The 13,879-nt window shown below is 63.0% G+C and carries 25 protein-coding genes and 2 pseudogenes; 6 read left to right on the plus strand and 21 right to left on the minus strand.

The genetic code is table 11. The features are described 5' to 3' along the window. The 4 genes and pseudogenes from AC3EA7_RS12180 to AC3EA7_RS12195 form a co-directional block, all read right to left on the minus strand. The coding region (locus AC3EA7_RS12180) for a hypothetical protein (protein WP_488614329.1) at positions 1-611 on the minus strand (611 nt) is incomplete at its 3' end. 95 nt (positions 612-706) lie between these two features. Continuing rightward, positions 707-994: a hypothetical protein gene (locus tag AC3EA7_RS12185; RefSeq protein WP_488614330.1), complete on the minus strand. Its 288-nt coding sequence runs from the start codon at positions 992-994 to the stop codon at positions 707-709. A 14-nt stretch (positions 995-1,008) separates the two neighbouring features. Continuing rightward, a complete protein-coding gene (locus AC3EA7_RS12190) occupies positions 1,009-1,464 on the minus strand; it encodes a DUF3990 domain-containing protein (protein ID WP_488614353.1) in 456 nt (151 codons plus the stop codon). Beyond that, positions 1,386-1,868 (minus strand): annotated as a pseudogene (locus AC3EA7_RS12195) (RHS repeat-associated core domain-containing protein); the annotation flags it as partial. The pseudogene AC3EA7_RS12195 and the gene AC3EA7_RS12190, both read right to left, overlap by 79 nt. 395 nt (positions 1,869-2,263) lie before the next feature. On the opposite strand from AC3EA7_RS12195, the gene AC3EA7_RS12200 reads away from it, so the two are divergent. Then, positions 2,264-2,503 carry a hypothetical protein gene (locus AC3EA7_RS12200; protein WP_488614331.1) on the plus strand — a complete coding sequence of 80 codons (240 nt, stop codon included), beginning with the start codon at positions 2,264-2,266 and terminating at the stop codon, positions 2,501-2,503. Further along, a complete protein-coding gene (locus tag AC3EA7_RS12205; protein ID WP_488614332.1) occupies positions 2,500-2,847 on the plus strand; it encodes a type II toxin-antitoxin system PemK/MazF family toxin in 348 nt (115 codons plus the stop codon). The genes AC3EA7_RS12200 and AC3EA7_RS12205 overlap by 4 nt, the downstream gene beginning before the upstream one ends. Positions 2,848-2,898: 51 nt before the next feature. Here AC3EA7_RS12205 and AC3EA7_RS12210 read toward each other — a convergent pair whose 3' ends face one another. The 12 genes and pseudogenes from AC3EA7_RS12210 to AC3EA7_RS12265 form a co-directional block, all read right to left on the minus strand. Then, positions 2,899-3,042, minus strand: coding sequence for a hypothetical protein (locus AC3EA7_RS12210; RefSeq protein WP_488614333.1), 144 nt, complete (start codon positions 3,040-3,042; stop codon positions 2,899-2,901). Between the two features lie 276 nt (positions 3,043-3,318). Then, positions 3,319-3,789, minus strand: coding sequence for a hypothetical protein (locus tag AC3EA7_RS12215; protein ID WP_488614334.1), 471 nt, complete (start codon positions 3,787-3,789; stop codon positions 3,319-3,321). A 29-nt stretch (positions 3,790-3,818) separates the two neighbouring features. Continuing rightward, positions 3,819-4,601, minus strand: a pseudogene (locus AC3EA7_RS12220) (RHS repeat-associated core domain-containing protein); the annotation flags it as partial. A 30-nt stretch (positions 4,602-4,631) separates the two neighbouring features. Further along, positions 4,632-5,120 (minus strand): PIN domain-containing protein, encoded by a 489-nt coding sequence (locus AC3EA7_RS12225; RefSeq protein ID WP_488614335.1) that lies wholly within the window; start codon positions 5,118-5,120, stop codon positions 4,632-4,634. Further along, positions 5,117-5,374: a UPF0175 family protein gene (locus tag AC3EA7_RS12230; RefSeq protein ID WP_488614336.1), complete on the minus strand. Its 258-nt coding sequence runs from the start codon at positions 5,372-5,374 to the stop codon at positions 5,117-5,119. The genes AC3EA7_RS12225 and AC3EA7_RS12230 overlap by 4 nt, the downstream gene beginning before the upstream one ends. 150 nt (positions 5,375-5,524) lie before the next feature. Beyond that, complete coding sequence (locus tag AC3EA7_RS12235) at positions 5,525-5,929, minus strand: SMI1/KNR4 family protein (RefSeq protein WP_488614337.1); 405 nt, start codon at positions 5,927-5,929, stop codon at positions 5,525-5,527. 14 nt (positions 5,930-5,943) lie between these two features. After that, the gene (locus AC3EA7_RS12240; RefSeq protein WP_488614338.1) at positions 5,944-6,558 is read right to left on the minus strand and encodes a hypothetical protein; all 615 of its coding nucleotides are present in this window, start codon (positions 6,556-6,558) and stop codon (positions 5,944-5,946) included. Next, positions 6,555-7,061: a hypothetical protein gene (locus AC3EA7_RS12245; RefSeq protein ID WP_488614339.1), complete on the minus strand. Its 507-nt coding sequence runs from the start codon at positions 7,059-7,061 to the stop codon at positions 6,555-6,557. Before AC3EA7_RS12245 ends, AC3EA7_RS12240 begins: the two co-directional genes overlap by 4 nt. Before the next feature lie 121 nt (positions 7,062-7,182). Continuing rightward, on the minus strand, positions 7,183-7,680 hold the full coding sequence (locus AC3EA7_RS12250; RefSeq protein WP_488614340.1) for a hypothetical protein: 498 nt from the start codon (positions 7,678-7,680) through the stop codon (positions 7,183-7,185). Between the two features lie 130 nt (positions 7,681-7,810). Continuing rightward, entirely contained in the window at positions 7,811-8,626 is an 816-nt protein-coding gene (locus tag AC3EA7_RS12255) for an RHS repeat-associated core domain-containing protein (RefSeq protein WP_488614341.1), read from the minus strand. A 33-nt stretch (positions 8,627-8,659) separates the two neighbouring features. Then, positions 8,660-9,244 carry an IS630 family transposase gene (locus AC3EA7_RS12260; RefSeq protein WP_488614342.1) on the minus strand — a complete coding sequence of 195 codons (585 nt, stop codon included), beginning with the start codon at positions 9,242-9,244 and terminating at the stop codon, positions 8,660-8,662. Continuing rightward, on the minus strand, positions 9,165-9,734 hold the full coding sequence (locus AC3EA7_RS12265) for a winged helix-turn-helix domain-containing protein (RefSeq protein ID WP_488614343.1): 570 nt from the start codon (positions 9,732-9,734) through the stop codon (positions 9,165-9,167). Before AC3EA7_RS12265 ends, AC3EA7_RS12260 begins: the two co-directional genes overlap by 80 nt. Positions 9,735-10,256: 522 nt before the next feature. Between AC3EA7_RS12265 and AC3EA7_RS12270 the strand changes: the two genes are divergently transcribed. The 3 genes from AC3EA7_RS12270 to AC3EA7_RS12280 are packed head-to-tail and all read left to right on the plus strand — an operon-like array spanning position 10,257 to position 11,018. Further along, positions 10,257-10,502 (plus strand): hypothetical protein, encoded by a 246-nt coding sequence (locus tag AC3EA7_RS12270; RefSeq protein WP_488614344.1) that lies wholly within the window; start codon positions 10,257-10,259, stop codon positions 10,500-10,502. Positions 10,503-10,506: 4 nt separating this feature from the next. Then, a complete protein-coding gene (locus tag AC3EA7_RS12275) occupies positions 10,507-10,854 on the plus strand; it encodes a type II toxin-antitoxin system PemK/MazF family toxin (protein ID WP_488614345.1) in 348 nt (115 codons plus the stop codon). Further along, on the plus strand, positions 10,851-11,018 hold the full coding sequence (locus tag AC3EA7_RS12280) for a hypothetical protein (RefSeq protein ID WP_488614346.1): 168 nt from the start codon (positions 10,851-10,853) through the stop codon (positions 11,016-11,018). Before AC3EA7_RS12275 ends, AC3EA7_RS12280 begins: the two co-directional genes overlap by 4 nt. A 48-nt stretch (positions 11,019-11,066) precedes the next feature. Here AC3EA7_RS12280 and AC3EA7_RS12285 read toward each other — a convergent pair whose 3' ends face one another. From AC3EA7_RS12285 to AC3EA7_RS12305, 5 genes are all read right to left on the minus strand, one after another. Next, positions 11,067-11,357, minus strand: a complete 291-nt coding sequence (locus AC3EA7_RS12285) for a hypothetical protein (RefSeq protein WP_488614347.1) — start codon at positions 11,355-11,357, stop codon at positions 11,067-11,069. Positions 11,358-11,490: 133 nt separating this feature from the next. After that, entirely contained in the window at positions 11,491-11,931 is a 441-nt protein-coding gene (locus AC3EA7_RS12290) for a type II toxin-antitoxin system VapC family toxin (protein ID WP_488614348.1), read from the minus strand. Beyond that, the gene (locus tag AC3EA7_RS12295; RefSeq protein ID WP_488614349.1) at positions 11,919-12,158 is read right to left on the minus strand and encodes a hypothetical protein; all 240 of its coding nucleotides are present in this window, start codon (positions 12,156-12,158) and stop codon (positions 11,919-11,921) included. Before AC3EA7_RS12295 ends, AC3EA7_RS12290 begins: the two co-directional genes overlap by 13 nt. Positions 12,159-12,695: 537 nt before the next feature. Continuing rightward, positions 12,696-12,980, minus strand: a complete 285-nt coding sequence (locus AC3EA7_RS12300; RefSeq protein ID WP_488614350.1) for a hypothetical protein — start codon at positions 12,978-12,980, stop codon at positions 12,696-12,698. A gap of 205 nt (positions 12,981-13,185) precedes the next feature. Beyond that, complete coding sequence (locus AC3EA7_RS12305; protein ID WP_488614351.1) at positions 13,186-13,521, minus strand: hypothetical protein; 336 nt, start codon at positions 13,519-13,521, stop codon at positions 13,186-13,188. Between the two features lie 12 nt (positions 13,522-13,533). On the opposite strand from AC3EA7_RS12305, the gene AC3EA7_RS12310 reads away from it, so the two are divergent. After that, positions 13,534-13,879, plus strand: a 346-nt coding sequence (locus tag AC3EA7_RS12310) for a hypothetical protein (RefSeq protein WP_488614352.1), incomplete at its 3' end; no start/stop codon positions are given.

Raw genomic sequence — 13,879 nt, forward strand, 5'->3', positions numbered from 1 at the left:
GCAGGAGCAGCGGTCTTGAGCAGACCGCGCCACATCGCTGGCGCCGGGCGGGGCGACGGTGCACTGTTCGACGCCAGCTCTGTGCGCAGGGTGCGGGTCATTTCTTCCAGCAGCAGGAGTTGTTGATCAAGGGGCCACTGCTTGATTGCGTCAACGACGTCCTGATAGCGCATGTCCATCTCCGCGGTGCAAACCTGTACCGATGTTATGCCGTCAATTGTATCACGATGGCGACCGGGAGACAACGTTCCTTGCCAATGCTGCGGTTCGTGCGCCTCATTGCTATACCGCGCCGCGCGCGTCGCGCTCGTCGCACCCATGCCGGCGCCGGGGATCATCGCCGCTGCGACGCGTGCGGCGCCCGCCGGATCACCGCGCGCCAGGGAAATCAGCGCATGCGCGCCATCAAACAGCTCGCCGACGCCTGGCGCCAATCCGGCGACGTCGAAGCCGGTCTGAACGGCGTCGAGCGCATCGCCATAACTCCAGTGCGCTGGGTCCCAACCGGCAAAGCGGCAGTCGGGCGCGCCACCAAGAACCGAGAACCAAGAACCGATCCGCCGCGCATCCGACTCACTCGCGGGCTCAGGGAAACGGGCGGATCCCGGCATTCCTTCTCTGCACCGGCGGTGCGTCGGCCACCGGCGTGGCGGACGGGGACAGCGTGCACGTTGCGGTTGGGGCGCGCCTGTGACGACGGGTTCGATCATCGGGTGCGCCGCTCCTTCATCCAACGCCTGTAGTCGGGCGGGGGAGGCCAGAGGTCGGGATTATGAAACCAATAGTTTTGTGGATCCGCTTTTCCGTACAACAAGTGCATCGCCCAATAGTAGGGCTCTTCGTGCAAGATCACTAAACGATCTACTTCGGTGTTGACATCCCGATACAACCCGGACGCATCGACTGTGCGTACGGCGTCGTCGTACCTCAGCCCGCCATAGCGCATAAGACACTCGATGGTGAGTTCATAGTGTTCGCGAATCTCATCATCCATTATTGCACCTCTCGTTAACGCTGTATGCCGTGATTGAACACTGCGACGGCCCGGTCGGTGAAAATGGCCAGTTGATGTCCGCCTCCGACAGGAGCCAGGCCGTTGTCAACGTCTCTGGGATTGAGCAGCACCGGTCCTTCCACGTAATCGTAGCTGTGGCGGAGCCGTCCCTGCCGGCCCGCAACGACCATCGCCGCCCATTCTTGATCGGCGCTCGCGAAGACCCTGCCGTTGAGGTGTCGCAGATCGGTGGCGGTCACGACGAACTCGACAATCACGCCCTGCTCGCCAAAGTTCCGCGTTGCCCACCTTGCCGCCTGGTGGACGTCCTTCGTCACATAGAATCCTCGCTGTCCGGCAGGGTTGAAGTCCAGATTGAGACGTCCTTTGTTCAGATCGATCCCGTCGGCAAGCAGCGACTCCCTGCCAGCCCTGCTCGTCGCGTGATAAAACCGTTCAATCTCGTGGATCGCGTCGCCGTCCGCGCCGCATCCGCGACGTTATCGGCGTGCGCCACGGCGCGCACGAGCGCGCCGCCGCCGGTGAGCCCCGGCAGGATGAGCCCGCCGGCATCCGCCGCCAGCGCCAGCCCGTTCTCCCACGTGAGCCCGTTCTGGGAGATGTCATAGAGATCATAGGCGATGAAGGCAATATCGAGCGCGCTCTCGATCCAATGCCCCGCCGGATCGGTGGACCGCAGCGGATTATTCTGCGCATAGGCATACCGGTTGAGCTCCTGCGGCGTCTCTGGCACGCCGCCGCGCTGCGGCCATGCCTGCCGCGCCACGGCGTCGTGCGGCGCCAGCGTCAGCGCCCCCGCGCCGGGGACGATGCTATTGGGCGCGATGAACCGCCCGAGCGCCGGGTCATAATACCTGGCATGATACTACAACAGCCCCGTCGCATCACGGCGTTGCCCGGTGACGTTCAGCGCGCACGCGCTGCGGAGAACCGAGAACTGAGACCCGAAATCAGGTGGCGGGGCGGAGAAAGCCGCTCTGGTTGCTCGATCTTCCATCTGCGTACCGGCGCCCTGCAACGTTTCCGCGTGCAACGCATCATTCCTGGTAAGCGTCCCTCCGTGGTCGGTAGCGTGCAACCGCAGCCCTGGCGCCTGCGCCTTGCCGCCTTGCTCCGCATCGCTGCGCCGTTGGAGGATGCCTGCGTCCCCTTCATCGCTTCAGCTATGTTATACTGTTGTGGAGCATGCATCCCCTTGTGACGACGCGTATTCCGTGCTGGTACCGGGTGATGGGCAGGAGGAACCAGATGACCACGCCGCTGCTTGAGCGCCTCGATGCGGATATCGAGCGCCTCTCCCTAACCGAGCAACTCTGGTTGATGGAACGGCTGGCCCGCCGGATCCGGGCACAGGTGCGCCCTGTGCTGGATGTGGCGGAGAGCGACCTGATTGCGATGTCCAGCGACCCGGCGGTGCAACAGGAGTTGCGCCAGATTGAGACTGAATTTGCGCTCACGGAATTCGATGGATTGGACCACCTGGCATGACCATCCAGCGGGGCGAGATCTACTTCGTGAATCTGAACCCGGTGCAGGGTCGTGAGCAGGCGGGACAACGCCCGGTGCTCGTCCTATCGATCGATGCGATCAACCGGCTTCCCCTGGTGGTGACGGTGGTGGTGGGCACGAAAGGGGAGAACATCCCCAGGGACTATCCGACCAATGTTCGCGTGCCGCCCACTGAGAGCGGACTACCGATGGAGACGGTGTTTCTGGGCTTCCAGATTCGGTCGTTGGATGCCCGGCGTTTTCCGCCGACGCCAGCGGGTCGTTTGAGCGCGCGCATGCTCGCGCAGGTCGAAGCCGTCGTGCGCTACTGTCTCGGCTTGTAACTCCGCTGCCCGTTTCTTTGCGCTCACGTACCTGGTTCCCTCAACTATCTGTCACGCCCACGTCACACTCGTCGCGCCGATGCCCGCGCCGGGGATCATGGCTGCCGCGGCGAGTGCGGCGCCCGTCGTGTCGCCGCGCGCCAGCGAAATCAGCGCATGCGCGCTATCAAACGGCTTGCCGGCGCCTGGCAGCAATCCAGCGACGTCGAGGTCGGTCTGAACGGCGGGGACGTCGCTAGAGAGCCAGGGCGCCGGGTGGAACCTGGCGCAGTGGCTGCCAGGCGGGTCCCTGATCGGACCGCAGCGCCGTCAATCTCACACCAAGACACGAAGGCGCAAAGGTATGTAGAATCAGGATGCTATCGACGATGGCATGGGCATTCGTGCTGCACCTCCACTGTCCACGCGATACCACCGTGTGGTGAACTGGTCAGCGCCCCTGTGCTGAGGACGGACGCAGATGTCGGCATGTCAGGATACTCTCGTGAATATGATAAGGTACTGATCGTCACCAGATGCTGCCAACTCATCCGTTACCCGGTCTCCATGTTCGACAATCACAAATACTCTGTACCGTCCAGGCGGGACAGGGATACGCGGGCATGTGGCGAAATCGCTTTCGGGAGCAAAGAGCGCTACGATGCCGGACGATACCGTTATCTCGCACCACGGCGTATCACCGCCTTTCACATGGTCAGGAACGTCGTGCCAGTCATCGAAGCGCACCATCACCTTTGTCTCGCCGCCATACCGCACTGTTCCGACGGCAACGAGGTCGGCGCCGTATGCAACCTGTCGATGGAGCGCCTCTTCCGTCCAGATTGCGGCGGTATTCGTTTGATACTGTTCGTCAGCGACGAAGAACTGGAAATGGTCGATGTGCAGGATCACCTGATATTCCATTGCCATCTCCCATACGTATGGCTGGCGTCGGCGTCGCACAAGCCTCCAGGTTGGCGGACCGCTTCTCGCTACTCTTTTCTGTGGAGCTGTGTGCGTTGTTGCTGGCGCGCGGCGTTGACTTCTCCGCCTTGTCGCTGACTGCAGTGACGACAATGCGGGTACAATCGTTGTGGGCGATTATCAGGATTGAGCTGATTAGGCGGTTGATGGTCGGGAATGAAGCGACCGCTTCTCGTTCCCGGATCCGTTGCACCACAGGTATGGCAACCTGTGGCTCGACCGATCTCGTCAATCCGATCACGTTCTTCTGGCGTAAAATCCCGTCCCGGTCCACGGGCAGGGATGGACTCGCCCGCATACGGACCAGGCGCCAGCGTCGTTGGTTGTTTATCGGTCGTCGAAGCCTGCGGATCATTCGTTTGCGGTCGCTGTGATGAGGCGAGATGGACCGGTTCATGGCCTGCCTCATGGTCTTCAACGGCAAACCCCGGCAGCGACCAATCAGTCCAGTCATAGTCGCTCCAGCGCACGCCCGTCGACGGTGACGTAGCGACAGCGACGAGCGCCCCCGCCAGCAGGAGGCCGCCGCCGACCAGGGCGATGCAGGTGAGCGTATCCACGCCTGCCAGCAGGCCAACGCAATGCCCCGTCGGATCGGTGAACCGCAGCGGATTGTTGCGCGCATACGCATACCGATTGAGCGCCTGCGGCGTCTCCGGCACGCCGCCGCGCTGCGCCCATGCCTGCCGCGCCACGGCGTCGTGCGGCGCGAGGGTCAGCGCGCCCGCGCCGGGGACGATGCTATCCGGCGAGATGAAGCGCCCGAGCGCCAGGGTGAAGGAGCGGGCGCTGAGCTGAACCCGGCCGTTTCAGGCGGCAGCTCATCCCTCGCCTACATCCTGCCGCACACGCTGATACAGCGACTCACTGATCCAGAACCCGGCCTGATGGCGGAGTGCGTCCAGATAGGGCGTGAGCGCGTGGATCTTGCCGCTGTGTCTGGCTTCCAGCAGGACGCCGATGACGCCGATGCATGGCACGCCCAGATGCTGCGCTGTCTCACGTCCCAGACGCTCGTCCATGATGAGCGCCTCTGCCGTGAGCTCCAGCGCCAGGGCGATGGCTTCCGCCTCACCGGCATCCAGTTCCTGCCGCAGCGCCTGAACCAGCGGGCGGTTCGTCACCGGCTGGACGGTGATCCAATCGGCTGCCTGCACCTCCCGTGCACCGGGTTGCCCGGCGCCGGCCACGACTACCTCATGCCAGACGGCCTCAGGGATCACGAGCGTGTGGTACAGGTCGCGCAGCAGGGTAAGCAGCCCGATCTGCGCCAGGTTGATCAGCGGTGAGGCGTTGCACACCACGCTCATAGCCGACCCGCAGCGCGCAATGTGGCGAGATCAGCGTTGTAGTCGGCGAGGTCGTAATGTGGGGCGATGCCGCGACTGGCGAGGAGGTGTTGAAACGCCCAGACCGTCATACCCGTCAGTTCACGCGCTTTGCCGAAGGACAGCTTCCCCTGTTGGAACAGAACCAGCGCCAGTTCCCGGCGCAGCTCCTCAGGGGTCATCCGGGCGGCATGCAACACGTCGCGCGGTATTTCAATCACAGCCATTGTTTCCATTGATACACCCTCCCGCATCGACCACGAGAGCAGGCGCGCACTGGCTAGTTGTGATTCATTATATCATTCCTCGTCGTGCATCCGTTGTGCGGCAGGCGCGGATGAAGGCCGCGCCGCGTCCTGGCATTGAGGACACGATCAATGGCTCTCTCAGGTCATCAAGGTGCTGACGTCTTCGAGGAAGATCCTGCCGAGTCGCGTGACGGACTGCGCATCGAGATTCCCCAACGGAACGGTGATCAGGGCGGGGCGGTCGTTCGTTGCATAGTCCAGTGCGTAACACACGCCTCCTCCATCCGTGCCAATGGCTACTACCTCCGGCAGATACGTTTGAATGCGATACTCCTCATTCAATTCCGCGATCTCCTGAATGCTCCAAAGGGACACATATCCCTTTGCCAGACGCCCTTCTCCTCCGTTGGACAGGAGGAGGAACGCCGCGTCGTCGTCTGGAAGTCGGCGTTGGATGCGCGCCTCGAGACGCTCGATAGCATCGATGGCGGCGCCTGGTCGAGCGTGCAAGCGCGTTACGAATGCGTGCAAGAGGGAGGACATCGGTTTATTCCTGATCACGCGGTAAGCAGGAGCGGATGCACTGGCGGGTCGTGTAAGTCCCAATTGGAAACGCGCAGGACGTGCGGATCCTGTGCCGCCTCCTGATGAGACGCATACCGTCCCTGGTCCAGCAACCATTCAACCAATACAATAGCCGACAAGTAACCGATGATTCCGATGGCCCGCACCCATGTCGGTCGTTGATCGTGGTCGAGACTGATAATCGCCAGCCGTTCCCGCCTATCGAGAAAAGCCACGATATCCTGTTGATCGCCCAATGATATCGGCCACAAGGCGGGGATATGCGGCGGAGCGTCAGGGTGTCCGGCGATTGGGGCGGATCGTCGCCGGATACGCTCTACTGTTCGCCGCCACACGTCGAGGCCATGGCGATAGGCATGCCACGGATGGTAATGCGTGTAAAAGAAGGCAAGATCGGGGTGGATATCGCCCCCGCCCAGGGTTATCAGTGCGGCGAGCTCTGCTGGCGTCACGCCGGGCGGATCAGCAAATGTGACGTGCACGTGGGCGCTCATCCGCGCCACCCATTGGACCAGTTCGTCCGAAAGATGGGCAGGCGGAGGATCGAGCGCGAACTGACGCCAGATATCGTTGATAGGTGTTTTCATTCGAGTTCTCTAAGCGCTTTCTTAAACTGATTCCGCGTCATACCTGCGCCAGGCGCAATCTCACAATGCGCCTGGCAAGCCTGTGGCGATAGACGGGTCGGATCGCCTGGAGTCCGAATGACGTCCATTCCTCTGGCACGAATCTGAGCGATAGTACGCTCAACGACCTGACTGCCTGGTCGAAACAGGAGCAGGAGTTCTTCAGCGCCAATGATGCGCTTGTCAAAGACTGATAGCCCCGTCTCACCGGGACGTAGTTGAAATCCCGGTTTGCCCGCTTCAACCACGCGCAGAACGACTCCTGAGTCATCGAGCCGTTCAAGCCCCTGCGCAACTGCCGCCGCCTCATCACTGTACCGCGCCGCGCGCTTCGCACTCGTCGCGCCCACGCCCGCGCCGGGGATCAGCGCCGCCGCGGCGCGTGCGGCGCCCGCCGGATCACCGCGCGCCAGGGAAATCAGGGCGTTCGCGCCATCAAACGGCGCGCCGACTTCTGGCAGCACTCCAGCGACGTCAAGGACGGTCGGAGCCGCAGCGAGAGCAGCGCCGGAGCGCCAGGGCGACGGGTTCTGTCTTGGTGGTTGTGAACGTCGTCAATCCCCTTGCGCGCGCTGTCCAGATGAATCACGCAGCAGGGGAGCTGCCGGGTTGTGCATGAGCCCGGATTCCCGATAGCCACAATTCATCATCCAGGTCGAGCTCAACGAAATCATCGTAATAGTACGTCGTTTCGCCTGGAGCGCGATCGTCCACTCCGAAGAGATACACTGCGTGATGCGCCGTGATGAACAGCGCCTCCAGATGGTAGAGTACGAACGCGAGGTCGCAGCGCAGTCCAGGTTGGGTCTCGCTGTAGACAGCAATCGCCTGCCGGTGTTTGCCTAGGCGGGTTTTCCTCACGAACTCCGCCGTCTCGTCGTCGCTGATCGTCGCCCACTTGACGCGTAGCGCATCGGGCACCTCCTCCCATGTGATACTATCATGAACGATGGGCACTAACGGATAGTTGCGCGCCAGGTGGCTCCAGAAGTCGCGGCAGATCCGGTCAGGGACAATCGAGACCTGCCCTTCTACGAGCAGGGCCACGATGTTGGGATGGTGAATCCACAGTTCACGCGGCATCAGCGGTGCTCCTTTCTGAAAGAGACTGCGTCATAATAAACAGATCGACCGATCGGGACGCAGGAAATCGAGCGAGGAGCGCGAGATAGTCCTCATAGGTGGCGCCCTCAAGTATGTTAGCGCCATAGAACTAATCTGCTCGCTTGGCGCCGCCGGTTTTATCCCACCAGTTGATGTGCGCTCCCTTCGCGGGATCATAATCCAACCGCCATCCGCGTTGCCCGTCAGGACTCTGCCGCCCGGTGATGCGGCCAGCAAACGGGCCTTTATCTTGAACGAAATCGACAGCGCGATCCCCGATGCGCGCCATGTGTTGCGCGTGTGCACGCGCTTTGCCAAAGGCTTCATAGACGCTGTTCCCGCGAAACGTGGCGATCTGTTCTTGTCCGCGGACGCCCTGATCCGGCGGACGGTGCAGGTCCGGGTCGGACGATCGGCGCGGCGGGAGATCAGGCGTCGGCGCAGGCGGCAGCGCGGGTTGCCCGCCGGTATCAGCGCTGAGCGGCGGCGGCGGCAGTCCCGCCCCCTCCTCCACCGCGTGGCGGATCGCCTCGCTCGTAAAGTAGCCGATGGCAACGACGCCCAGGAAGAAGAGCGCACAACTCGCAGCGACGCCCGCGCCGACCGGACCGCCCGCCAGCAGCGCGACGCACGGATGATGCCCCGTCGGGTCGGTGAACCGCAGCGGGTTGTTCCGCGCGTAGGCGTACCGGTTGAGCGCCTGCGGCGTCGCGGGAACGCCGGGGCGCGGCGCCCACGCCTGCCGCGCCCCGGCGTCGTGCGGCGCCAGCGTCAACGTAGCGGCGCCGGGGACGATGCTATCCGGCGAGATGAACCGCCCGAGCGTTGGGTCATCGTACCGGGCATAATACGACAGAAGTCCCGTCGCATCAAGGCGCTGCCCGGTGAAATTCAGCGCGGTCCGCCCGATGCCGCCGGTGCGCACGCGCTGCGGAGAACCGAGAACTGAGCACTGATACTAACTCGCGGTCAAAGATGCAATGCTGAGATGCGGGAAATACGTCATGGATGTCAACCGTTCCGGACTCGCGACCAGCGCCTGGATGCCCTCCATCACGCAGTCGGTCACGGCGTCCAACGACGGAAACCAGCGGTTGCGCACCCATGCGGTGCGCAAATAGCGCCAGAGCTGCTCCACCGGGTTCAGCTCCGGACTGCATGGCGGTTGGACCAGCACCCGGATATTCTCCGGAATCTCGAGCGCGCCGCTCGTGTGCCAGCGTGCGCCATCCAGCTGCATGACAATCAAAAAATCGGCGAAGGTCTCGGACACGTGCTGCAGAAACCGATTCATCAGCGCCGTATCCGCGCGCGGCGCGATCCAACTCACCATCCGTCCGAGCGCGGGCGCCACCGCGGCAAACACATCGACCGACTCGCGCACCGCTTGCTGCGCCACCCTGGGGCGCACGCCGGGCGGCGCCCAGCAGCGGCGCACTGGATTGATGCGGCCAAACCGCCCTTCATCCTGCGCCATCAGCAGCACGGGACGCTCGTCGTCCGGCGCACGGGTCGCCACCGCGTCCGTCGCCAGCTGGGGCACGGTTTTTTTTCCATTCCTCTTGGACGGCGTCATTGGCGTCGGGGTGGCGCGGGCGCGGTTGCACCTTGCGCCAGGCGTGCCGGTGCAGCAGGCGATAGACCGTGCTGGGCGCCACCCGATGGCCCACGCGGCTCTCGAGCGCCTGCTGGATGCGCGCAGTCGTCGGGTGATCGCCCTGCGCCGCTGCAGCGCCGAGCGACTCGAGGAAGGCGGCTTCGTCTTCCGGCGTCAGATAGGCATGCCGGCGTCCGCCGCGCCCGCCGCCGAGGAAGTGATCGGGTCCCAAGCGCCGATAGCGCGAGGTGACGCGATGGACGAAGGCGACGGACACGCCCAGTTGGACGGCGATCACGGCCGCTGGGCGCGGATCTGCGAGCGCAGTAGCAATGACATCCCAGGCGCGACGATGCCAGGGCGAGCGCGTCGCCTGACGGCGCTGATCGACCTCTTCCCGCGAGAGGTGGTCGGCAGGACGAGTAACCCGCGCCATCGGCGCCTCCCAAAATGCTTGACACGGAGCAAAGTGGCATGATTATACCACTGACCGCGAGTTAGTATGAGAACCAACAACGGCGTACCGGCGCTGCAATCAGGTGGCGGGGCGAAAGGATAGCCCTGTGGCTGCGTCAGCTCCGCCTGCAGCGCATCATCACGTTCGCAGGCGAATGACACGCGCCCTTATGTCTTATCTCTCAGCGCTTGCTTCTTACTGCATTCAATGGGTAATCTGGCGGGTGCAGGCATGATGTGTCAGGAAACGACGCTCCGGTTGCCAGCGATTGAAATCGCCTCTCACGGACCTGCGGCTGGCCGTCCGCGTAGGCGCCCCCTCGCTTGCGGGGGGTTGGGGGGCAGTCGCCAGACAGGGCGCAGCGTAGCAGGGATGCGCTTTCTTGCCGCCTGACAATGCATGCCTGGCCCCTAACCTGGCGCACTGCTTGACATCACAGACAGACCATGATACGCTGTGATAGATAAAAAAGTATATGAAAACGTAGACTTCGGAACGCCCATGTCAACCACAACGATCCGCATTTCCACCAGCACGCACACCCTGCTGCGCGAACTGGCGCGTCAGACCGGCGGTTCGATGCAGTCCGTGCTCGAAGCCGCCTTGGAACAGTATCGGCGTCACCAGGTGCTCATGGCGACCAATGCCGCGTATGCCGCGCTGCGCGATGATCGTGAAGGGTGGGCTGAGCTGGAGCGTGAACGCACCGAGTGGGATCAGACGATTGCGGACGGTCTGGAGGCGTGACGCCATGGCGCCGATGCCCAATCGCGGCGAGATCTGGCTGGCGAACCTGAACCCAACCCGCGGGCATGAACAAGCCGGGGAGCGTCCGGTCCTGATCATCTCGACGAACGCCTTCAATCACGGTCCAGCTGGTCTGGTCTTCGTGCTGCCGCTCACCCGCACGGATCGGCGGATCCCAGTCCACGTGCCGCTGGATCCCCCCGAAGGCGGCGTTTCGGTACGCAGCTACATCTTGTGCGACGCCATCCGGTCGATTGCGAAGGATCGTCTAGGAGCACGCGCGTGGGGCAGCGTATCGCCAGCGACGTTGCGCAAGGTCGAGGACGCCCTGCGCATTCTGATGGAGTTGTGAGGCGTAGCGGCCAAAGGTTGAGCGCCTGCGGCGTCGCGGGAACGCCGTCGCGCGGCGCCCACGCCTGCCGCGCCGCAGTGTCGTGCGGCGCGCGCGTCAGCGCACCGGCGCCGGGGACGATGCGCGCTCATCGTGCGCTGCGTGTGACCGGCATTACGCTTTAGCGGGTGAGCCAGCAAAGACGCCATGGCGCGGCGGATGCGCACCCGCCGTCACGCTGCGGGCGTCGGTGCGCTTTCGATGAACGCGATCGTCTCTTCGAGCGCAGCGACATACCCTTCACGATGGATGCGCGGTCCCGACGTCGGCGCCATCGAGCCATCGGTATGTGTGGCCAGATCCTCCTGCCATTCACGCAATTCAGCGCGCAATCGATTGAGGTTCGCTTCACAGCGCAACGCGAACTTGAAACCATCGTGCCGCCCCTCCGCCGTCCAGGCCCGGCGGCGCAGCCAGCGCATCACTGGGTCCGACGGATGGCGCTGGTGACGATTGTTGGACATAGGCGACTCCTTATGGCGCTGTCTGAACCAGAATACGGCTACCGTTGATCTCCTGGTAGTGCCATGTGTTCGTTTCGTCCAGCCATCCGAGGAGTCCTTCGCTATTGATACGGTCTCGTCGCCATCCAGTCGTTTAGCGCGGCAGCACGTCCGCCAGCACCACCACTGGGAGACCAGAAACGCGGCGGAAGATGGGATCGTTGGTCAGAAACAGTGTACACGGATGCGCGAGCGCCATGGCCGCGTGCAGGGCGTCCGGGGTTTTCAAGCCCAATCCGCGCAAACGAGCGGCATGCTCCCATATGGGGCGCGTAACCGGCAGCAACGTAACTTCCTGTGCCGTTAGAAACGATCGAACCAGGGCTTCTAACTGCGCATCCTGATCGCGGAGCGGTTTGGTGAGCGTCTCAAGCCAGGTCAACTCGCTCGTGATAATCGTCAGCGCGCCAGCGGAGGCCGCTTGCCAGAGCGGTTCCAGCAGCGTGCGATACGGTTCAATTCGCTCAATGGCGTAGACCACCGCATTCGCATCAACATAGACCGCTCCCGACGCTGGCAGGCTTAACGTTCCCATGCGTCGCGCTCATGCCGCAGGTAGGCATCGACCTCTTCCGCCGTGTGAAACGCCAGATGTCCCGGCGCATCTGCAAGCACCGCGAGCAGGGAGCGGCGCGGCGCTGCAGGCATCTGGGGCAATAAAACAATGACTTCAACCGGGGCGCCGACAGGCAGTTGGGCGTCGATCACCTCAATCTTTCCCCCGGGCTGAACCTCAGTGATGAGCCGTAGCGCCGCTTGCATGGACGTTCCTTTCCCTCCGACGCGCGTGCTGGCTCAGATCGTGTTGTAAAGGAGGCGCATCGGTTGATTGATATTCCGCCTGGATTATATCTGGTGATCGAAACCAGCGTCAAGGTCTATTCGACGGGCGCGGCGTAAGCGGCGGCGGTGCAGCGAGTCGCGCCCGCGCCGGGGATCATGGCTGCTGCGGCGAGTGCGGCGCCCGCTGGATCGCCGCGCGCCAGCGAGATCAGCGCATTCGCGCTATTATCTGCCTTGTAGCCCGGCGACTAAAGTCGCGGGCTCCTGTTGCGAAGCCCGCCTGCGCGGGCTGGACGTGGCGATACCGGATTATTTTCTCAAAAACCATCCACCTGGCAAAGCGGCAGTCGGGCGCGCCACCGAGAACCAGGCGCCAGAAACGACACGAGGGCTTCGGCAGCGATGATTGTCAAGTGCGATGGTCGCGTTGTCGCCTACATCACATGAAGCGACCACATCATATGCGATCGCGGTACAACTCATACGGTCGCGTTGGATTCATGCGCTCAACGATGTTTATGCGTTGAGCAGGATCAACAGGAATATGGCGACCCATATGAGACAAAATACGCCTCCCAGGCGGATGATGCGGAGCGCTGTGCTTCTGCGCGCTGCTCTGACATCGTCGGGTATCGCTCGTTTCGGACTGAAGACGCCCGGCGCTCTCTTGATCCAAAAAGCCATCCACCGCTCAAGAGAAGCGATCATGTGCTCCGGCTTGAACATGGCAAGGAGCGCGAACCACGCCACAAGCGCAACGATGATCCCGATGAGGATGGTGGTGGCAGACGATGCACTCATATGGACCTCCGCTGCAATAGCGTAAATGCGAAAAGTTCGATCGTTCATTCCGTCAGCCGCTGGTTGCTTTTGCACGCGATTGGACCGTAGTGCAATCGTATTGCTCATCACGGTCCGCCAGGTGTGCCCGATCCGCCAAGCAGGGGAGAAGAACACACTCCGGAGAAGATATTGCACGATCCGAGCAGTTGTGCGTAGGCTGCCGTCAAATGAATTTCGAGGGGATAGGGCGCTTGCAATCGAGCGCCGCCGCTGACACTGATGCCCGCGTACCCGACGCCTCCGCTCGAAAGAAGATGCATTCGCCGCCAACACCGAGTATCTCGCCGCCCCCCGCACCGAGTTGGACCGACCAGCCTTGAAGGTCGTGAATAGTCGGAGCGCCGGTAAAAGTTGCTGAGAGACCGAGCGTACCGCCCGCAGCGGAATATCCGCCGCCGCCGCCAGAAACCAGAATGCCGATGTTGCCAGCCGAGTCGCCAGCAATTGTAATATCTCCGCGAGCGCCAAACATGGCGAAGAGAGCGCCGCCAAAGCTCACACTGATGGTCCAATGCCCCGTGGGATCCACATACTTCAACGGGTTATTCAGCGCATAGGCGTAGCGATTGAGCGCTTGCGGATTGGCTGGCGCCGTCGGAGGCCGCCCCGGCGGCGCAGTGTTCTGTCCAGCAGGCGCTGCAACGGCGCCGCTGCGCGCGGTGGCGCCGTCCTGTTCCGACTCATCGCCGCCGCGCTGCTGCCATGCCTCCCGCGCGACGGCGTCGTGCGGCGCCAGCGTCAGCGCGCCCGTGCCGGGGACGATGCGCTCCGGTGCGGTCTAGCGCGTGCGGCGTTTAGTCCGGTGACGCGCTCGTCTTCTGGTCCGATCGGGCGCGATAGTCCGCCAGCGCCAGTCC

The organism is Roseiflexus sp., from assembly GCF_057785375.1.